We start from the raw sequence: 20,461 nt of genomic DNA, 5'->3' as shown, positions 1-20,461 counted from the left end.
CTCAGCCCTACTGTCAATAGTAATGAAACAATGTTCCGCTTACCGGAACAACTTGCCACCGATGGTAACGGAACACCCATGAGCGAGACGCTGAAGGGCGAACCGTCCCCATCAGTCTGACCGAACCCGGGGGAGCACTCATGCGCGAGACGCTGAAGGGTGTCCAGGACATATTCGACGAACGGGGCCCGACCGATGCCACCGAGACGTTCGCTCGGTTGTGGTCCATCACCCAGGAAATCATGGTCAAGATCGAGGCCCGCTTCGAGTTGACCCGCGATCCCAGCACCGAAAACTTGGAGTCCTACCGGGGTGAAGCCGAGTACCCGGCGGGAAGGCTGGCCGGCTACTCCGGTCCCGAGATGGATTGGCTCGTTCACTCCTGGATCGGCAACCCACCGCTGGGGTTCACCAACATGCATGTGACCGCGTGGCTGGGGCCCCACATCTCCGTGCCCCATCTGGGTATCGCCTGGGGAACCCTGCCCGACCTCTGGTTCTACATCGACTTCAACCCCCGCTCCGACCTCATGGTGGACACCGAGGCGCTGGACAGGTACTGGGGACCGCTCAACGAGGAGTTCCTGGAGCTGCGGGCCGACGAGGGGCTGGCCCCGTTCACCTCCAAGGCGCTTTATGTCCGCCAGGCCCTGAGCGAGGTGGCCATCTGCTTCACCACCCCCGGTCGCACTCACGACGAGGCCCGGCTGAACCAGGTGAGCGAGTTGGCTCACCGGCGGGTGGATCGATGGCTGCAATGGGTGGACGAAGCCGAGACCGTACCGCTCGAGCGACGGGAGCGGTTGGCGGCCGATGACCTCACCCGGAGGCGTAACATCGCCGAACGGGATCCGGCCAACGTGATGGGCGAGCGGTTCTTCGGCCCGGAGATGACCGACCGCCTGGTGCGGGCCCTCTGGGGCGGTGACCGGATCCTTCCCCGACCAAATTGACACCCGAAAAACGAATCAATGCCCCAGCCAACCCGACACCCGAAAAACGAATCAATGCCCCAGCCAACCCGACACCCGAAAAACGAATCAATGCCCCGACCAACCTGAGTTCTCAACGAGAGGTCATTTTCATGTTCATCACCAACCATTGGTACGCCGTAGAGTTCGGTCACAACATCGCCGGCGAGCCGGTGCCGGCCCGCGTGCATGGCCACGACCTGGTGCTGTGGCGCAGCCCGGACGGTACCGTCAACGCTCAATCCGACCTGTGCGTTCACCGGGGCGGATCGCTGGCCGGCGGCGTGGTGGTGGGCAACTGCGTACAGTGCCCGTACCACGGGTGGCGCTATGGCCCCGACGGAGCCTGCGTGGAGATTCCCGCTAACCGTGCCGGTTCGCCCATCCCCAAAAAAGCCCGTGTAGACACCTATCCCTGCGTTGAACGTTACGGGTTCGTGTGGGTGTTCCTGGGCGACCTTCCCCCCGATCAGCGCCCCCCGATGCCCGAGCTGGACGGCCTCGAGGAGCACACCGAGGTCAAAGCGGCGGGCTACCGGGCGGTCACCGGAGACTTCACCTGGGACGCCAACTACGACCGGGTGCTGGAGAACGCCGTGGACATCGCCCACACGCCGTTCGTGCATTCGGGATCCTTCGGCAACGCCGATGAACCCGAGATCAAGGACTTCGACCTCCAGGAGCAGCGCCAGGACGGCCACCTGGTATCGGTAACCGCCACCGTGGATCTGGAACCTCCCCGCCCGTCAGGTTTGTGGAGGTTCATCTCCAAGAAGGAGCGCCCGCCGGTCAGCACCACCACCGGGTTCTACCCCCCCAACGTCTCGATGCTGATCGTGCGCCTGCCCATGGGCGAGATCCGCATCTTCACCGCAGCCGTGCCCCGTGATGAGGACACCACCGTATCCAAGTTCTGCATGTTGCGAACTTTCTTCACCGGTGGATGGGCCGACAAGAATTCGATCCAGAGAACCATCAAGATCTTCCGGGAGGATAAACCCAGCGTTGAGGGTCAGCGGCCCGAACTCCTGCCGTTCGACCTCTCGGCCGAGCTGCATGTCAAGTCGGACTCGATTCAATTGGCGTATCGGCGCTGGCGCAAAGAACAGCTCGACAAGGGCTGGAGCCTGGAGGCCCGGCCTGAAGACGAGACCAGGAGATCCGCGGCTGTGATCCCATCGCCGGGGCGCGCCGCCGACCCCGAACTAACCAACGCCTGGGTGTTCCCCACCGTGAGCGAGGCCATGGCCGGGCGGACCCCAACCACGGTGACCGAGGCGGCCCCGGTCACCGAGGCGGCGGGCCGGCAGGCACCGTCGGAACCGCAACCATGAGCGCTGCTATGGCCGAACGGCCCCCGACCCCCATGAGCCTGGCCGCAGAGCTCTGCCTGGGCACGGTTCAGGCCATCGAATCCCGCCTGGGATTGCAGGAAACCCTGTGCGCACCGCTGGTCTCGGCAATCGACGGTAGCCCGGTGGGCACTCACCGGGTGCTGGCCCGCGACGACGTGGCTGCCCTGGTGTATGTGGGCATGACAGTCGAAGCCTTCGGCCTGGACAGCCACATGTGCTTCGCCTTCACGCCGGCAACCAGCCCGGTGCCTCATTTCACGGTGGATTCCGTGCTAGCCGGTCCCCACTACGCCTTTCACCTGGACCTGATCCCCCGCTTGGATCCCGGTGCCAACCTGACATACATCGACCACTGCTACGGCCCGCTCACCGAGGTGCATGGCACTACCCAAGAGATTCAGGGGCTGACCCCGGCTCACTTGTCACCCCGGCAATGGCAGCTCATGTCGGCCTGGATGCTGGCCCACCGCGCCGACGAAACCGCTTTTCGGGAGGTGTTCGGGGCGGTGGCCGCCTATCGCGATCAGTGGTTGAGGTTGGTGGATGCCGGCGTGCCCGATGAGGTGGTTGAGGGCACAACCCCCCACGACCGGCAACGGCGCGACACCCGGAACCGGGAAGCCATCTTCAACCCCCAGGTTGACCCGGTGTGGGCCAGGGTGGATCAACTGCTCGGCCCCGAGGTCAGCGCCGGCATTCGCGCCAGCCTCAAAACAGCGGCTCGGGACTAGAAGGGAGACCCCCATGAGCAATACCCCCATGAACAACACCGAAACCTCGGAGTGGCAGCAACGCATCACCGGTGAAACGAACAACACCGAAGCCTCGGAGTGGCAGCAACGCATCACCGGCGAGTGGTACGGCTTGCCGTCGGTGTTCGATGCCGATGGCAGCCACACCGGTTTCAACAAGGTCAGCCGGGCCAGCGTGTTCGGTGACGGCAAGGTCACCTACTGGATGCAATGCAACTTCATGAACAGCGGGCCGCTGCGCAACCGTTTCGAGATCCGGGACTTCGAGTTCGGCGTGGATGACCGGGGGAACGACCGCATCTACCAAGGTCCCGACTTCTACGGTGCCGGCCATCCCTACGGGTCGCTGGTGGACTCGCACTACTACGCCCCGGGCTGGCGAGCCGACCTCAACACCATGAACCAGATACTGCCCGACGGCGTCACCCAGGTGTACTCATCGCTGCTGTACGAGGGACCCACCATCTTCGCGGTGTTCAACGGGGTGTATCTCAACGCCCACGACTATGAAACCAACCCCGAGACCAAAGCATGGATTGATGCTCATATAGACACCGAGCGTGAGCTGGGCGCGTGGCCCCACACCGTGCCCGACCGCACCGGGGGTGAATGGACCGGGGAGTGCGAGGTGTTCGGTGCCGATCAGCAACGCCGGGGCCCGGTCAGCGTGCGCCTCCGCCACGATCCGCTGGACCTGGTGCGCGCCAACCACAGGTTGGAACTTTCTGGAACCATCAACCGGTCGCTGACCTTTACCCGAACCCGGTCCAGCGGCAACCGCTACACCTATGACGGCCCCGACCTGTGGGGCAATTCCATCGCCTACGGGCGGGCGCTGTACACCTCCCAGCACCATGTGAGCGAAGCGTTCAAGATCAAGGGGCGGGAGTTCCTGCTTGATCGCAGCTACACCATGGCGGTTGCCTGGAAGCTCTACTCCGGTGACCGGATGACCGAAATTGTCTTCGGCCCCCTCACCTGGTCACCAGATTCGTAGACCGCGCTGAGCCTGCGGTTGAACCGGCGATCGCCGGGACCGATTCGCCCCGAGGCCCGACCGCTCATCCCACAACTACCGAGACGGAACGTTCACCATCATCCAGGAACTCGGTGAGCACAGTTCCGGTAGCTCCCAGCCGGTCGCTGATTGCCCACAGGCGGCGGCGCTGTGACGGCGAGGGCCAGGCAACTGCCACCAGCATCGGGCCAACTTCGCGGTGCAGATGCCACCGGTCGCCCGGATCGGGTGCGGGTGCCATCAGGTCCAGCCGGGGGGCAATGCCTGAGGATTCCGGAACCGCCACTCCCACGATGTCGGCCACCGACCGGCCGGCCCGCGAGAAGAACCCGCCGGTGAGTTGGCGGTCGGGGGCGACCAGCACGCTGTAGGACTCGAATTCGTACCCGAACCGGGGCCACAAGCCCTGCCCGGTCATGGCCCCGGGTTGCCATTCGATGCCGAGACCCACAACGTCGGGACCCAGATAGCGACGCTGGGTACCGGCAACCTCGAGCTCGAAGACCCACTCCCCGGCGAACCCAGCCATGGGGTGGCCTGCCAACTCGGCCGCAGGCTCGCATAGTTGGGTAACCCGCAGGTGGCCCTCCGCTATCTGCACAACCTCGCGGCGCTGGGCCACCGAACCCCGATAGGTGCCATCCGGGTCATAGACGTACTCGCTAACCAGCCAAGCCCCCCCAAAGCTGTCATCACCACTCACCTTGTTCGAGACCTCGCTGTTCGAGCCCTCGCTGCCACCTCTGCTCTGCTCACGCCGGATCGAAAGCCAAGGTTCCGTAAACCGCGCCGAGGCATTGCTCGCCCCGGTACCACAGGTAAAGCACCGCCTTCATGGTTCCGTCCCGTGAGGCCACCTCGCGCCGCCACATTCTCAACCCGTCTGCGGTGTGGTGGAACTGCCCGCTCAAGCCCCGACCACCGCTGAGCATCGCGCTACCCACCACCTCGCCCGCCGGGGTCCATATCTCAGTGCCATCCGCCATGAGGGTGAACGACGCATCGCCGGCAAAGCCCAGCCCCGAAAGCTCTATCGCAAACGAGCGGCCATCATTGGCGACCGGATCGGCGGCCACCGTCTCAACATGATCGACCGTGCCAGCCGGTTCGAGAGCGGTGTCGAGGTGCTGCAACCGGCCCGACCAGCAGCCCGACCTCAGCAGCAGTGGTTGTCCCCGACCACCAGCGGGGTCGTCCCCCGAAGGCTCCGCGGCAGGCTCCGCTGTCAGTGGCGTGGTGGTAGCTGGATCGGGCCGGCGCTGGTATTCACCCACGACCGTCCAGCAAAGCCGCTCGCCCCGGCTCAGCAGAGCCAGCGACAACTGCCGGGTGCCGTCGGGCAGCACCATCAGGAAGAACCGCTGCGAGAGTCCCAAATCCGGCCAGTAGTTGTGAGCCGCCACCAGGCCATCCCCCAGCGCTTCGGCGAAGCCGACGTTGAGGGGACCCTCGTAAACCCGATGCGAACCGTGATCGGCGATGGTGTAGACCCCCGACAGCGAGAACGGCCCGTCGAATGTGACCTCGACCGTCACCCGCCCGGCCCGGTCGTCGGCCTGCACCGACCGGACATCGCGCCCGGTACCGGCAAAACGCCCGCCGGCATCGTAGACCTCGGCCGACCCGACCCACTCCCCCACACCCCGGGAGAAGGCCCGCCCGCTCACCTGCCCAACCCCAAACCGTCGGAAACTGCGCTAACAGACTCCCCCACACCCCGGGAAAAGGCCCGCCCGCTCACCTCTCTGTGGCGTCTATGAGGCGAACCGTCTGGGTGGCCACCGGCGTTGCGGCCAGGACAGCGCTGAGATCGGTACCGGAAGGCTGGGGGGTCAGGTAGCGGCCCTCGGTGACCAGCTCGAGGCCATCGGTGGCGAACGGGTACGGATCCAGCCCGTAAACCCCGTCGGGATGCTCGACCACTGATACCGACACATCCTCGCCCACCGATCGGGGCACGTTGGGGAACACCGAATCGCCCCGCTCGCCCTGGGGTGCCAGGTGGAAGTACAGCGAGAGCGTGTCGAAGAACTGGAGTTGCTTGTAGGCGTGGAACAGGTGCTCATCGGTTGCGTGATCGGGATCAATCGCCGCCAGATCCCCCTGAAGGCGGCGCTGGCGGCTCTCCTCGGCCTCCAGCATGGCATCCACCTCGGGGCGCAGATCCTCGGGGATGAGGTCGAGAAAGATCTTGTCGCTCAGCCCGTACCGGCCCCGGTACAAGCCGTAGGTATGCATCGACGAGATGATGCCGCTGAACGGGTGGTGGGCCTCGTTGAACGCCGGCGATGCCGCCGAAGTGGCCACGATCTGGGGCAGCGGGGTGGCCGTCAGGTTGTAGGGAAGTCCGGTGTCCGGATCCTGGAGGGCCGCCGCGTCAAGATCGGCCCAACCCTGGTCGTGGTGCTCGACCACGAACCGCATGGGCTCGGCCGGCTCGAGGCCGGAGAACTCATCGTTACCGAAATTGGCAGCCAGGGCTCCGGCGAACGAAGTGTGCTGGTGCATGGCGATCACGAAGTGCGAAGCATCGCCAACCCCGTTGGCCGCGCTCTGGACGATCATGGCCGCCGCACCCCGCCGACCGCGCTCTGGACGATCATGGCCGCCGCACCCCGCCGACCGCGCTCTGGACGATCATGGCCGCCGCACCCGGGCGAAATCCTGGATCTGGAACAGGTTGGTGCGCCCGTCGCGCACCTTGTGGGTGATGATGCGGCGGGTGTCGGGGTCGAGAAAGTAGTGGTTGTTGTAGACGATGTTGTTGCTCACCCGGCTGTCTATGGTGAACACGTAGTTGTAGGGGGTGAGCTCGGTGCCTTCGAGGCTGATCTGCTCGCTGTCGGCAAAACACCGCTTGCCCTCGACTTGGATCGGGGTGTCGAATACGGTCTCGCCCACTCCGTAGAGACACTCGAAGTGCTCGTGGAGGTGCCAGACCTGATGGTCGATCCAGTACACATCCATGTGCACCGCGCTGGATTCGAGGAACTCTCCCCCGGGGCTGAAGCTCTTGCACAGCCCCTCCCATTGCCCCATGAAGCACTGGTAGGGCCGGAGCGAGGGCGGGCCGTAATTCTTGGTGTCACTCACCCCGGTAATCCTAGAGTGTGGTGCGGCATAATGAAACTGCGTTCCCCTGAGCGGAACCAATGACCACCGAGGCCGCAGCATGATCGTTCGAGGATGGCACTTCGCCTTCGACACCGGCGAGGATGCCGCTTTGGCCACGCTCTACTATCCCGGCGACGACCGGCGGATCGGGGAGGCTCGCCTCACCGGGCAGGTTCCGGCCCTCGAAGCCGAGGCTCCCTGGCCGGTGGTGATCATGATGCCCGGCATCAACGTCGCTCCCGACGGTTACCGCTGGCTGGCTCATCGACTGGTGGCTGACGGGCTGTGCTTGATTACCTACGCGATCATCGGCTCGCTGGGGCCCGCGGGTCAGGGCATAACTCCCGGCATCGACCTGTCCGCCCTGACCCCCGACACCATCGGCACCCGCCCATCATCCACTGCTCTCGGCCCGCTTCTGGCCCATCTGGCTCCGCTCGCCCATCCGGCTCCGGCTGCTGGCAACACCCCGGTGACCGGAATGCTGGACCTCGACCGGGTGGTGGTTGGCGGCCATTCGGCCGGGGGCACGGTGGCGCTGCACAATAGTGACCCCGAGTGGGTACCGGGGTTGCGGGCCGTCTTCACCTATGCCGCCCATACCATGACCGCGGTTGATCTGGGGCATGGAGAAGGTGCCGTTCTGGCGGTGCCGGCCAAGGTGCCAATACTGCTGACCGGCGGGACCGGTGACGGGGTGATCGCCGCCAGCCGCGACCGCTACCGCACCAGCGATAACCCCACCGGCAACAACCCCACCAGCGATAACGCCGCCGGCAACAACCCCACCGGCGATGATGGCGGTGCGCATGATCCCATCCACCGAACCTTCAAGGAGGCCATCGGGCGCCGCCGGGGAGATTCGTGGCTGGTCGAGCTCAAAGGTACCGGCCACTTCGCCATCTGCTGGCCGGTGGACACCACCAGTGGCCGCTCCTACCTGGAACCCGATCCGGTCAACGCCGAACCGGCCACCCGGGAACTGCTCGGCAACCTCATCTCCTGCTTCATCGCCGCCAGCCTGGGTCGAGGGTCGGTGAGCCAGATGGAGCAGCTTGTCGAGCACCCGGCGGTGAACCGTTGGGATCGATGCTGAGCGATGATTAACCGCACCGGTAGTAGCATTCGAGAAAGGGGCCGAACCATGGCCAAGAGCATCGTCATCACTGGCAGCACAAGGGGGATCGGCAACGGGTTGGCCCGTGAGTTCCTCAAGCGTCAATGCCGGGTAGCCGTAAGCGGGCGCTCGGCCAGCGCCGTTGAGGCCGCAGTGGCCGAACTGAGTCAGTACTACGGCACCTCCAAGGTCTGCGGTGCCCCCTGCGACATCACCGATCCTCAGCAACTCCAGGGGTTGTGGGACCATGCCGCGGGGGCATTCGGCGGCATTGATGTGTGGATCAACAACGCGGGGGTGAGCATCGAGCGCAAGCCGTTGTGGGAGCAGAGCGACACCGCCCTGGCCGAGGTGGTGGAAACCAACCTGACCGGTGCGCTGCTGGCCAGCAAGACGGCCATAGCCAACATGGTGCAACAAGGTCACGGCCAGGTCTGGAACACCGAGGGGTTCGGCTCCGATGGTGCCAGCCAGCCCGGCATGGTCGCCTACGGGGCCACGAAACGAGCGGTGCGCTACCTGCGAAAAGCCCTGCTCAAGGACACTGCCGACACCCCGGTACAGGTCTGCATCGTCTCGCCGGGCATCGTCGTGACCGACCTGCTCATCGGCGATTACGACCTCACTTCAGAGGAGTGGGAGAAGTCCAAGAAGATCTTCAACATCCTGGGCGACGAGGTCCATACGGTTACCCCCTGGCTGGCCGATCACATTCTGGCCACCGACAAATCCGGGGCCCGAGTGGCGTGGCTGACCCGCCGCAAGGCCATCGCCCGGTTCATGACCGCTGCGTTCCGAAAACGTGATCTGTTCGCCACCATCAAGGGGGCGTGAAGCTTCGCGGAGCGCCGCGAAACCGGGATCACCACAACACCAAGCGCCGCGAAGCCGGGGTCAGAGGCCGGCGATGAAGCGCCGCGAAGCCGGGGTCAGAGGCCGGCGATGGAGCCGCTGCGGGCAATGGCGGCAGGATCGCCGCCCAGGTAGCTCCGTACCACCGCAGGGTCGGTCTGCACCTCGTGAGGAGCTCCCCTGGCAATGACCGATCCCACCTCCAGGGCAATCATGCGGTCGCAGATGGAACTCAGCAGGGGCATGTCGTGCTCGATCACCACCAGCGTGATGCGGTAGGTATCGCGGATACGGGTGATCACCTCACCCAGAGCCTCCGTTTCGGCCTGGGCTATACCGGCCGACGGCTCGTCCATCAAAAGCAGGCGGGGGCGCAGCGAGACGTTGGCGGCCAGCTCGACGATGCGGCGGGTGCCGGTGGACAGCAGGCTGACGGGCTGGTCGGCCAGCCGGCCCAAACCGAAGGCGGCCAGCGTCTCCGATGCCTCGTCCTCGAGCCGGTGCTCGGCCCGCGACCCCCCCACCACGAAGCGATGTCCCCTTGCCCGCTGGATGGCCAGAAAAACGATGTCCCGGGGTGTCATGGTGGAAAACAGCGAAGCATTCTGGAAGGAACGCACCAAGCCCCGGCGGCTGCGGGTCTCCGGGGGCATGCGGGTTATATCGGTGCCGTCGAAGACCACCGTGCCCGCATCCGGCCGCAAATAGCCACTGATCATCTCGAACAAGGTGGTCTTGCCGGCACCGTTGGGGCCGATCAACCCCAGCGTCTCACCGGGGCTGACGCTGAACGACACGTCACCCACAGCCACCAGCCCACCAAACCGCTTGGTAAGCCCCCGAACCTCCAGCGCCACGCCAGCGCCCGCCCGAGCCTGCCCGGAAACCGCACCCGCCCCATCACCCGCCCGAGCCTGATCGCCCACCGCACCCGCGCCCACCGTCGATGACGGGCCTGTTTCGGGCAGGGTGGCCTCGTTGCGGGCTGTTCCGGGGTCGATACCACGGAGCCGGGCAATCAGATCGATGAGATTGCGGCGGGTGGTGGCCAGCAGCCCGTGGAGGCCCCGAGGCTGCTCCAGGATCAAAATCAGCCACGCCGCGTTCAGACCAGCCAGAGCCGACAGTTCGAGATCGAAGAACCCGGGGATGCCTATCAAGTAGGCCGCGCCGAAAAGGGGTCCGGTCAGCTCCGACAAACCGCCGATGACGGCCACCGACACCACGTTGATGCTGTCGCTGGGAGTGAAGATGCTGCGGCTGACAAAGGTGTTGCTCATGGCCAGCACCACCCCCCCGATTCCGGCCACGAACCCGGCGAAGGCATAGGCCTGCAACAGCAAGCGCCGGGGAGCGATCTGCAACACCCGGGCCGCGGCCTCGTTGTCCCGCACTGCCACCAGCGAACGCCCGAACGAGGAGCGCCGCAGCAAGCTGGCAATGGCCAGAACGGCAACGAACATAGCCAGCGCCACGAAATAGAACTGTCGCGAGGTGGTGAGGCCAATGCCGAGCACGCTCGCCGGGCGCGAAGGCAGGCCGGCGCCGAATGCCCAGTCCTGGCGAAGCAACCAACTGAAAGTGGCCAGGGCAAAGGCCAGGGTGGCGATGGCCAGCAGCAGGCCCTGCACGCGCAGCGCGGGCAGCCCCACACCGACCGACACCGCCGCCCCCACCGCTCCACCGCACAAAAGGCCCAGCAGCAGGCTCCCGGTGCTGGTGGCCACCCGCACCCCGACCACCGCGCCGATGGCGGCAAAGGCCACCTGCCCCAGTGAGAGTTGACCGGCCAAACCGGTCAGAAAACTCACCGAGATGCCAATGGTGGCAAAAGCAACCACGGTGGACAGCACGAACGCCGAACGGTTGCTGATCCCCAGGGGAACCAGCGCCGCTACCAGGGCCCCTGCACCCCCCACCACCCAGCCGAAGTTCCGGATCAGCCAGATGTTGCGGTACGAGTCGGGCAGTCGGCTTGCGGGTGCCAAGCTGGACCAACGCTCCGCCGGCTCCCTGTCGGAGCGCACCCGCAAGGCCACCCCCACACCGATGAGCAGGAAGAGGGCCACCTCGAACCATCCGGTGGCCTCGGGGTTGGTTGCCAGGATCTGCTCGCCCACCCCGATCCCCAAACCGGCCACGAGGGCCACGGGAAGGTTGGCGAATCGGGCCAGCGCCGCTACCGCCAACCCCCGGATGATGAAATCGGGGCCGAGGCCGTCAGGGGTGACCGTGGGCTGGTTGGGGATGATGAGCATGGCCGCGAATGCCGCTATGGCCCCGGCCAGCGCCCACGACAGCATGGCCATGTAGCGGGGATCCACGCCGGCCAGGGTGGCCGAGTCGGGATTGGCCGCCGCCCCCCGGATGGCCAGGCCGAACCGGCTCCGCTGGAGAAACAGGTAGAGCCCCACCACCACAACCGGCGACAAGCACAACAGCGCCGTTGCCGACGGCGACACGAACACGGTGAGGTCGAACTGGGGGAATCCCGATGGCTGGGGGAAACTTCCGCCGCCCAAGCCCCCCTTGGAGAAGGACAACGCCAGCAGCAACAAGGCCTCGGCTGCCCCCAGGGTGGCCACCATCGACAGCACTTTGGGGGCCGCGGCCAGCTTGCGAACCACGAAGGCCTCGATGCCGGCGGCTATGAGCGCCGCCACGATGAGCGCCCCGATGAAGCCCAGCCAGTAGGGCACCCCGTAGTCGTTGACCACCACCGACATCATCGCCGCGGCCACCAGGCCGATTGAGCCATGGGCGAAGTTGATGAATCCGCTCGACCGGTAGGCCAGCACCAGACCTATGCCCAGCAAGGCGTAGCCCGTACCGAAGATCGTGCCCAGTAGCAGCAAAGGGCCCGAGACATCAAAAGACCCCATCACCGCACCCCACCGGACAGGGGGTCACCGGGCCGCACCCCACCGGGCGGGGGATCACCAGCGAGATCGCCGTGGTCACGCAGGGCCAGGGCCAAGCCTTCGAGATAGGCGGCCTGCAACAAGTCGGGTTGGGCCCGGAGCTGCTCGGCCGGGCCCGAGTAGCCGATCTCACCCTTCTCCATCACGTAGGCGTGGTCGGCGACTGACAGCGCAATGTTGACCGACTGCTCCACCAGCAGCACCGCTGCGCCCCGGTCGGCAATGCGGCGAACCACCGGAAGCAGGTCGGCAATCACCGTCGGGGCCAGGCCGAGCGAGAACTCGTCGATCAGCAAAAGGTGGGGGGGCTTGATGATGGCCTTGGCCAGCGAGAGCATCTGCTTCTCGCCGCCCGACAGGGTGGCCGCCCGCTGGTTCGACCGTTCGGCCAGGCGGGGGAACAACTCGTAGGCCTCGGCGATCACCTGGTCACGGCGGGAACGGTGGGTGCCGTAACCGAAGAGGCGAAGGTTGTCGGCCACGGTGAGGGGACCGACCACCGCCTCGCCCCCGACAATCTGATGAAGCCCCATGCCGACCCGCCAGGTGGGGCGGGTTTTGGTTATGTCCAAGCCGGTGTACAGGATGCGGCCACCCGTGGTTGGCTCAAGCCCTGATATTGCTCGCAGCAAAGTGGTCTTGCCCGCGCCGTTGGTGCCCAAAAGGGCGACCACCGCCCCCTCCTCCACTCGGAGTTCGACATCGAACAGCACCTGAACCGGTCCGTAGGCCACCGATACCTGCTCGACCAGCAGCAGCGGGCCCTGGTCACGGGCATGAACCCGGCGAGGCACGCTGGTTGCCCGAGCCTCGGTCACGGCTGCGTGGGCCGCACGAGCCGGGGTGGCGAACCGGCGCACCGCCCCGCCCACGCCCACCAGCACCAGCCCCATCCACCCGATCTTCCACTGGTCCGACCACGCCCCGATGAGGTGGGCGTTGACCAGCGATACCGCCAGCCCGCCGAGGCCCACCCAGAGAACTTGGCGAGCAGCCACTGCCCGCCGCACGGCGGGGGCCAGCCCGGCGAACACGGCGGCATCCAACCCGGCAGCGGCCATGGCAACGGCACCGCCGGCCACCAGCCAGCACACCACCAGCCCGATGTAGGTGAACGACAAGCCCCCCAAGAACACCAGGATGCCGGCCACCACAAGCTGGGTTCCGATGGCATCGGCCCGGCGACTACCGGTGAGCCGGTGCAACCGGTGGTACCACGGCCCCAGCAAGCTGATCAGGGCCCCGGCCCCCGCCCCTGCCCCCAGCACCGCGGCGTTCTGGGCCGCGCTGCGTTGCCATTCCCCCAGGAGGAGCGACTGGGCGGCATCGGCCCCGCCGATCACCACCGCACCCACCGCGAAGGCGGCTGCGTAGGATCGGCGGGCCCAGGGCGCATCGGTTCGGGCGACGGTGTCCTCCACCTCCTGGTCCTCGTCGTGAACCAGGGCGTGAGGTCCCACCAGCAGCACTCCGACCAGCATGATCGCCGCGCTGATCCACAGCACCGTGCCGTAGGCCACCGGAGTGAGGGCACCAACCAGCAGGGGCCACGACGCTCCGGCCGCTACTGCCGCCCAGTACAACGACAGCGTGCGAAACCGGTCGGCGGGGCGCACATCGGTGGCCAGAAGAACCCGGTGGGTTACCAGGAAGGGTGCTGCCCCCACCGCGAGCAGCACCCCGCCCCCGGTGAACAGGGGTAACTCCACCGTCCACGCCATCAGGCCCAGGCCGGCCGAGGCCAGCAACCCACCGAGCAGCAGCGTCACCCCCGCCGGTAGCTTGTCGCGCAACCGGGGGACAACCAGTGCGGCCACCACGGCAACCGCTCCCAGCAGGGCAACCTCACCTGTTAGCGTGCCCACCCGGTCGAGGTTGCCGGCTATCTCGCCCCGCCTGAACAGCAGAACCGGCAGCGGCGAGGCCAGGGCCGCCCCCTGCCACGAGACGGCGATCAACAGGCGAGGATCACCCGGACACCCCTCGATCTCGCTGTCCATAGGTTCGGTTCCGGTCGATTTACTCGCCGAAGTTCTTGGGGCCGCTGATCAGGGTCATGCACTCGCATTCGGCATCGAACCGGAAAAGCCGGTACACCTTTCCGCCGGCGTAGCTGCCCTCGGTGAACTCCACCCCGTACACCGATGCGGGCTGGAAATCGTCACCCAGGCTCCAAACCGCCTCGCTCACCCCCTGGGCGCTCACTTCGGACAGGTGCGGGGAAGCAGCCGCCAGCAGGCGAAGAGCATCGCAGAAGATCAGCCCGGTGCGGATGTTGGCCCGCTCGGTGAACTCCAGCCCGGCACCGCTGAAGATGCCGGCACATTCCTGCTCGGCGGGGTTGGCGGGAAACGGGTACTGGTCGTCCTCCACGTCATATCCGGGCAGCACGCTGATACCGCTCGCCCCCGGCATCATCTCGGGAAAGTTGAACACGTTGAACTCGGGAGCGTCGTAGCTGGTAACGGCGTAAGCGGGCGCGTAGTTCTGGGTGATGCTGGTTTCGATGAACCACGACACCAACCGCGATCCGCCAATGGCCACCACCTTGTCCACTCCCGCTTCCTTGAAATTGATGATGGCTTGGAGCTGGTCGTTGTTGAACGAGGTGGCATCGGTTGGGTCTATCGTGTTGTAGGAGGCCACCTCCACACCGGCAGCGTCCAACCGGGGGGAGAACTGCTGCTCGTAGACCCGCTTGTTGAGTTCGGAGTCGATGGCGATAACCCCCAGCGTGGCTCCATCGAACCAGTTGTCGGCTATGAGCCCGGCGGCGAGCCCGCCCACCAGATCGTCGTAGGAGGGAAGCAGCGGCGACCAGTAGTAGGGGGCCAACTCCTCGAACCCCACGTTATCCACCGGATAAAGCGTGGCATCGAGCATAAGAGTGTTGGCGTTCTTGTAGCAGGGTCGGGCGTTTTCCTGCAACTGCCCGGTCATGACCACCGCGAAGGCCTTGTCGTCCTGGGTTATGGCGTTGCAAAGGGCTTCTTCGGCCACCGGACCGTCGGTGATGGCGTTGAACACGGTGACCTTGGCATCTATCTGGCGGCCGGCAAAGCCACCTTCGGCGTTGAAATGATCGATCAGGGCTTCGATCTGAGCCTTGCGGTCGCCTTCATCGGGGGTTTCCCACCCGAACGCGGCCGCCACCGCCGAGGTGTCGGTGACAATGAACGAGATGGTCACCTTGTCGTCGCTCACCCCGGGGGTGTCGGGCCCAGCGGGCACCAGGCCCCCGGAGGCCGCGCCGGGTTCACCATTACCGGTCCCGCCCGTATCGGGTTCACCCGCATCGGGGTCGCCCGCATCCGGTTCACCGCCATCGGGTTCACCGTTACCGGTCTCGTCGCTAGGCGCAGGCTGCTCGGCGGGAGTGGCCTGGGTGGCGGGGGTGGCAGCCGGGTCGGCTTGATCCTCACCGGTTGACTGCGAGCAGGCGGCGACAACCATTGCGATAGCCAAAAACAGCCCGGCAAGCCGGAAAATGCCCGATTTCGGGCGACGGCGGGCGATGTCAGCAGAGATCATTGGACACCTCTCATTGGGTTCGGATCATTGATACCAGCGGACTGAATGGCCGTGCGATAGGCAGAGCGGCGGCGGTTGAACCGGTCCAGCACGAAGTAGGCGATCAGCACCAGCACCACCAGCACCACTGCGGTTTGCACCCACCGCCCGAAATCCAGCCACCAGTTACCGATCCGGTGCAGCAGTTCGTCGTTCATCCCGGTCAGGTACAAAAACGCCCCCAACCCCGGAAAGAACCAGGGGCGCAACCACAACCGGTTCATTGCCCACCCCCGGTAGTGATAATGCCAATCGCTGATGTCATTGCACAGGGGCGCAACCACAACCGGTTCATTCCCCACCCCCGGTTTTGGATCCGGTAGTTCCGAACTGGTCGCCTTCTTTTCCGAATACGTGGTAAGCAGCCGCCTCGAGGCGACCTCGCTCGGCAGGAAACCCCTGAACCAAGCCCATAGACAGGTCACGCAGCCCCCGAGAAACCATCCCTTCCATCCCGGTGTTGCCCGTACCGCAGGCTTTGAGTGCATGCACCGCCACCTGGAAGCAGTTGTCGGCGATCTCCCCCTTGGCAATCCGCCAATTGGCCACCACATCGTCCTTGGGGAGGATCTCGGGGTTCGATGTTTCGAGGCGAATCTGGCGACGAGCCCACAAGTAGGCGGTGTCCAGGTGAGCCCGCATTTTGCCCACAAGCTGGCGGTTCACATCGCTGCCGCCTATGGGTTCGTCGGTGCCGTGATAAGTGGTAGTGGTCAGAAAACGCAAAGCGAAGTCGTAGACCGCCTGGGCTGCGCCTACGTAAACCGAAGACAGCGCCACCTGGTTGCCGACGAAGCTACCCCGGCTCACCTGGGTCATCTTGACGAACACTGCCGGCACGGTCAGCGCATTCTCGTCGGGCACGAAAGCGTTCTCCAGCACTATGCCGTGAGTGGCGGTGGCCCGCATGCCTATAGCGTCCCACTTGGTTCGCTCGCTAACCCCCGGAGTGTCCCGGGGAATCAGGAACACGGCCAAGAACTCTGCGGTGTCACCGGTGTCGAGCTTGGCGGTGACGAGGTAATCGTCAGCCACCCCGGTGGCACATCCGAACGACTTGACCCCATTCACAAGCCATCCCCCAGTGGTACGCGACGCCTCGGTGGCGATGGTGACCGCCGCGTTCTTGGTGCGCACCGACTCGCTGGCGAAGTTGGCCACCCACCGTCCCTCGATGCCCATGCGGCGCAGCACCTTCTCGCCAAACGCCCGCACTGCGGGCACTTCGTCGTCGGAAAACAAGCCGGCATCGATGGCCGCCAGAGGCAGCAGCCCGCGAGACGATCCGCTGCACTGGAAGAAGTAAGCCAGCGAGGTTGACGGGCAGGCAGTGGCCATGGCGAAGGTAGCCGCCGCCAAGTCGCGCAACCCACCGCCCAGGCCCCCGTAAACCACCGGCACCGTGAGCCCCAGCAAACCTGCCTCAGAGATCGTTCGAACATGCTCCAGGGGGAACTCCCCCAATCGATCAGCCTCAGCAGCTCGGTCGGCCAGGGCAGCCAGCACCGATTCGACCCGCCTGGCCCGATCATGCTCGGCCTCGGTCATGTCCTCGACGAGCAGTTCTCCGGTGGTCCGGCCCGGCGAGGCCGCGTTTCGATGGCTGGTCACATCAAGCGGTGGCGCCCCTGCGGCGGACGCGCCATACGGCCAAGCCGGCCGCAACTACCGCAACGACGATGATGACCGGAAGCAGCCAGACCCATACCGAGCTGCCGCCGTCATCATCCATCTCCTCGGTGGGCTCAGGCATCGCCGTCATCTCCTCAGTCGGCTCAGGCATCGCCACCACCTCCTCAGTCGGCTCAGGCATCGCCACCACCTCCTCAGTCGGCTCAGGCATCGCCACCACCTCCTCAGTCGGCTCAGGCATCGCCACCACCTCCTCGGTGGGCTCAGGCGTAGGTGTCGGTGTCACCTCCTCAGTCGGCTCAGGCGTAGCCACCATCTCCTCGGTCGGCTCAGGCTCGGGCTCCGATGCGGCGGCAAAGGAGACCAACTGGGCGGCAGAGTTAGCTTCGGCCCCGATGCCATCGCCGGCCACAATGAAGCATTGCGTGGTCTCATCGCACCGGCCGGGCACCACTGCTACCGGATAATCGTAGGTCGCGGTTCCGTCATCGTCTATATCGACAGTGTGCTGACCGTAGTTGCTCAGCTCGCAATCGGTGGGGCCCGCCACCGGATAATTGAAGCAGGTGACGATCGTGGCGGTTTTGCCCGGCAGCCAACTGGTGAGCGTAACGGTTACAACCTCACCGTCGACGATGCCCTCGATCTTCGACAGCTCCAGCGTCTCCCCGTTGTGCCCCTCACCGTGATCGGCTACCGCAAGCGGAGCGATCAAGAAACCGGCCAGAGCGACGGTGGCAACCGCCACGATCAGATTGCGAATCAACATTGGATCCCCCTCTATTGAAAATCAAGAACTGGAAATGAACGCCCCGGGACTTACCGTCCCAGTTCATCCTGGCACCAAGTCTCCCTTGCTTGCTGCCCGAAGTCCACACTAGAGCGAAACAGCGTTCCGGTCAACGAAACACTTACGGGCCACGCGGATTCACGCCCAGCTCCTCGAGCTCTTCTCGCATCGGGGTGACCGCGTCGATCATGCTGGCCTGGAGCATGTAGGCTCGAGCCTCCTCGGGATCGGCGGCCCGGGCCGCCATTTGGTCGAGGGCCCGCTGCCGGGCTGCTCCGTCGGGAGCGGCCAGGCTCCGGGCATTCTGGTGGGTGTGCCTTCTCACATAGTCGATGGCCATGGTTCGGCGGAACTCGGCGTGGCGGTCGAGCCGATCCGCGTCGATGTCACCCCGTAACACTGCGGCCAAGGATGCCCCCAGCAGCACCGCATCGTGGATGCCCCCGTTCATGCCCATGCCGCCCAACGGGTTGTTGATGTGGGCGGCGTCGCCCATTAGCACCACCCGACCGACCAGAAAGCGGTCGGCCACCCGCTGGTGCACCCGGTAAATCGTCCGATGGATCACCTCGTAGGGTTCGTTTCGGGCGACGATCCCGTTGAGCCTCCCCTGCACACTCCGGTCGCCGAGGGCCTCGGCATCGGTCTCATCATCGCCGACCGGGAACAGCGCCCGCCAGAGGTCAACCGTTCGGAGCAACACCAACCACTCCTCGGGATCGGAGATGTAGTTGACATAAGCCAGGCCGTCGAGGTGGTCGGCCATCTCGAACGGTGTTGACAGCACCAGGTAACGGTCCTGATAGGTCATGCCGTCAAACCCCAAACCCAGCGATTTTCTCACCGCGCTGCCGGCACCGTCAGCCGCTACCACCGCGTCGGCCACCAGCGTCTCACCCGAGGCCAGCAAAGCCGAGGCGGTATCGCCCCGATCGGTTGCCCCGGTGACTTCGGTGCCGAACCTGACAGTGACGTTGTCCATCCGACCAAGCCGCTCCAGCATGATCTCGCACAGCTTGTACTGCTCGCACTGGAGCCGGAACGGGTAATTGGTGATGTCGGCCAGCGTCCCGAGATCGAACTCCGCCACCACCCCATGATTCCTATCCCGGTAGGCAAAACGAGGGGCCACCAAACCCCGCCGGATCATCTCGTCGACCACGCCCAAATGGTCGAGCAAATCAAGCGTGGCGGGGTGAAAGGTTGATGCCCGCAACTGTCGAGGAAGTTCCGGGGCCGCCTCCAGAAGGGTCACCTCGATGCCGCCGGCGGCCAGCATGGCACCAGCCACACACCCCACCGGACCGGCCCCGACAACCACAACCTGAGGCGGCATGAATCAGAACTCGCGCAGCATCATGCACACAACCAGTACCGGTATCTTTTTGTAAAAGCCCAGGGGCGGCATGAATCAGAACTCGCGCAGCATCATTCCATGGCCAACAAATTGGTCGTCAATATCCAGGGTTCGCAGCGCGTGCCACAGGCAGATGGCGTTGATGGCCAGCACCGGCTTACCCAGCCAGCGTTCGGCCTGATCGGCCACCTCCACCATCGACAGGTTGGTTCCGCACTGCACGATGGCATCGATGTCGTTGCCGTCGAGGGCCTTTAGCTGCGTCACCAGGGTCTCGGGGGTCACATCGGCAATGGAAGTGGCCGACTCGCAGCGCAAGCCGTGAACCCGCTTCACGTCGAACCCGCATTCGGTGAAGTAGCCGTAGACCTGCTGGTCGGCTGCCGGCTGGTACGGGGTGAGGCAGGCGATACGCGACACCCCCAGCCTCTCGAGCGCCGCGTTGCAGGCCGCCGCTCCCGAGGTCATGGCAATGTCACCGGTGATTTCCCGAACCCGGGCCGAGAACGCGGCGTTGCCCTCCTTGCCACCCCAGAAGGTTTCCGCCGACATCCCCATGAGAATGTGGTCGGGCTTGCAGGTCATTATGTCGCGCACCGCGGTGGGGATGGTCTTGCGGATGAGGTCCAGGAAATGCAAGAAGGCCTCGTCGCTGCTCAGATCGGGGGCCTCGACCAGAAAGCGCCCGCTGTGAAAAGTGACCCCGGGGGGCCGCACCCGGGCGAAGTCGTGCTCGACCACGGTGTTGGTCGAGGGCACGATGACCCCGATCTTGGCCCGGTAACCAACTACATCAGGCACGAGTTCTCCTCCCCGGGTGTCGGCTGGTAGCTAGCTGCTCCCAGATGGCGGTAACCGACTACATCAGGCACGAGTTCTCCTCCCGGCTCGCTTCGTTGCGGAATGCTGTTCCGCAAGCCGGAACAATAGTGCTGTTCAATGCCGATTACTCGAACTGCGCCCAACGAACCCGCAGAGCTTGCCGGCGACTCACCACATATCCAGCAAACAG

At 65.2% G+C, this 20,461-nt stretch carries 18 protein-coding genes; 6 read left to right on the top strand and 12 right to left on the bottom strand.

Features of this window, described 5'->3' with window-relative positions; all coding sequences use genetic code 11:
* Positions 1-140 precede the first annotated feature (140 nt).
* From ACOGXC_RS00630 to ACOGXC_RS00615, 4 genes are all read left to right on the top strand, one after another.
* Complete coding sequence (locus tag ACOGXC_RS00630; protein WP_419918815.1) at positions 141-953, top strand: oxidoreductase; 813 nt, start codon at positions 141-143, stop codon at positions 951-953.
* A gap of 131 nt (positions 954-1,084) precedes the next feature.
* Positions 1,085-2,305 carry a Rieske 2Fe-2S domain-containing protein gene (locus ACOGXC_RS00625; RefSeq protein WP_419918814.1) on the top strand — a complete coding sequence of 407 codons (1,221 nt, stop codon included), beginning with the start codon at positions 1,085-1,087 and terminating at the stop codon, positions 2,303-2,305.
* A complete protein-coding gene (locus ACOGXC_RS00620; protein WP_419918813.1) occupies positions 2,302-3,057 on the top strand; it encodes a hypothetical protein in 756 nt (251 codons plus the stop codon). The genes ACOGXC_RS00625 and ACOGXC_RS00620 overlap by 4 nt, the downstream gene beginning before the upstream one ends.
* A 13-nt stretch (positions 3,058-3,070) precedes the next feature.
* Positions 3,071-4,075 carry a hypothetical protein gene (locus ACOGXC_RS00615; protein WP_419918812.1) on the top strand — a complete coding sequence of 335 codons (1,005 nt, stop codon included), beginning with the start codon at positions 3,071-3,073 and terminating at the stop codon, positions 4,073-4,075.
* 64 nt (positions 4,076-4,139) lie between these two features.
* Here the strand turns inward: ACOGXC_RS00615 and ACOGXC_RS00610 are convergent, their stop codons facing one another.
* From ACOGXC_RS00610 to ACOGXC_RS00595, 4 genes are all read right to left on the bottom strand, one after another.
* Entirely contained in the window at positions 4,140-4,799 is a 660-nt protein-coding gene (locus ACOGXC_RS00610) for a hypothetical protein (RefSeq protein WP_419918811.1), read from the bottom strand.
* 49 nt (positions 4,800-4,848) lie between these two features.
* Positions 4,849-5,763 (bottom strand): hypothetical protein, encoded by a 915-nt coding sequence (locus ACOGXC_RS00605; RefSeq protein WP_419918810.1) that lies wholly within the window; start codon positions 5,761-5,763, stop codon positions 4,849-4,851.
* 70 nt (positions 5,764-5,833) lie between these two features.
* Positions 5,834-6,661, bottom strand: a complete 828-nt coding sequence (locus ACOGXC_RS00600; RefSeq protein WP_419918809.1) for a DUF3891 family protein — start codon at positions 6,659-6,661, stop codon at positions 5,834-5,836.
* 72 nt (positions 6,662-6,733) lie between these two features.
* Positions 6,734-7,189, bottom strand: a complete 456-nt coding sequence (locus ACOGXC_RS00595) for a hypothetical protein (protein ID WP_419918808.1) — start codon at positions 7,187-7,189, stop codon at positions 6,734-6,736.
* Positions 7,190-7,268: 79 nt separating this feature from the next.
* Between ACOGXC_RS00595 and ACOGXC_RS00590 the strand changes: the two genes are divergently transcribed.
* Both ACOGXC_RS00590 and ACOGXC_RS00585 read left to right on the top strand, forming a co-directional pair.
* Entirely contained in the window at positions 7,269-8,306 is a 1,038-nt protein-coding gene (locus ACOGXC_RS00590) for a hypothetical protein (protein WP_419918807.1), read from the top strand.
* Between the two features lie 48 nt (positions 8,307-8,354).
* A complete protein-coding gene (locus ACOGXC_RS00585; protein WP_419918806.1) occupies positions 8,355-9,161 on the top strand; it encodes an SDR family NAD(P)-dependent oxidoreductase in 807 nt (268 codons plus the stop codon).
* Between the two features lie 95 nt (positions 9,162-9,256).
* On the opposite strand, the gene ACOGXC_RS00580 is transcribed toward ACOGXC_RS00585, so the two are convergent.
* The 8 genes from ACOGXC_RS00580 to ACOGXC_RS00545 all read right to left on the bottom strand — a co-directional run bounded on the left by ACOGXC_RS00580 (position 9,257) and on the right by ACOGXC_RS00545 (position 20,250).
* Positions 9,257-12,061 (bottom strand): ABC transporter permease subunit, encoded by a 2,805-nt coding sequence (locus ACOGXC_RS00580; RefSeq protein WP_419918805.1) that lies wholly within the window; start codon positions 12,059-12,061, stop codon positions 9,257-9,259.
* Complete coding sequence (locus ACOGXC_RS00575; protein WP_419918804.1) at positions 12,061-14,100, bottom strand: ABC transporter ATP-binding protein; 2,040 nt, start codon at positions 14,098-14,100, stop codon at positions 12,061-12,063. The genes ACOGXC_RS00580 and ACOGXC_RS00575 overlap by 1 nt, the downstream gene beginning before the upstream one ends.
* A 19-nt stretch (positions 14,101-14,119) precedes the next feature.
* Positions 14,120-15,631, bottom strand: coding sequence for a hypothetical protein (locus ACOGXC_RS00570; RefSeq protein ID WP_419918803.1), 1,512 nt, complete (start codon positions 15,629-15,631; stop codon positions 14,120-14,122).
* Positions 15,628-15,954, bottom strand: a complete 327-nt coding sequence (locus tag ACOGXC_RS00565; protein ID WP_419918802.1) for a hypothetical protein — start codon at positions 15,952-15,954, stop codon at positions 15,628-15,630. The genes ACOGXC_RS00570 and ACOGXC_RS00565 overlap by 4 nt, the downstream gene beginning before the upstream one ends.
* Positions 15,955-15,961: 7 nt before the next feature.
* On the bottom strand, positions 15,962-17,281 hold the full coding sequence (locus tag ACOGXC_RS00560; RefSeq protein WP_419918801.1) for an acyl-CoA dehydrogenase family protein: 1,320 nt from the start codon (positions 17,279-17,281) through the stop codon (positions 15,962-15,964).
* Between the two features lies 1 nt (position 17,282).
* Positions 17,283-18,071, bottom strand: a complete 789-nt coding sequence (locus ACOGXC_RS00555; protein ID WP_419918800.1) for a hypothetical protein — start codon at positions 18,069-18,071, stop codon at positions 17,283-17,285.
* A 142-nt stretch (positions 18,072-18,213) separates the two neighbouring features.
* Positions 18,214-19,428 carry an FAD-dependent oxidoreductase gene (locus ACOGXC_RS00550; RefSeq protein ID WP_419918799.1) on the bottom strand — a complete coding sequence of 405 codons (1,215 nt, stop codon included), beginning with the start codon at positions 19,426-19,428 and terminating at the stop codon, positions 18,214-18,216.
* A 75-nt stretch (positions 19,429-19,503) separates the two neighbouring features.
* Positions 19,504-20,250 (bottom strand): arylmalonate decarboxylase, encoded by a 747-nt coding sequence (locus tag ACOGXC_RS00545; RefSeq protein ID WP_419918798.1) that lies wholly within the window; start codon positions 20,248-20,250, stop codon positions 19,504-19,506.
* Between the last annotated feature and the right edge of the window lie 211 nt (positions 20,251-20,461).

This window comes from Candidatus Poriferisocius sp. (genome assembly GCF_965202595.1).
Classification (GTDB): Bacteria; Actinomycetota; Acidimicrobiia; order Acidimicrobiales; family Bin134; genus Poriferisocius.
Note: the sequence above shows the minus strand (reverse complement) of the source record. Positions and strands in the feature narration are given on the sequence as shown.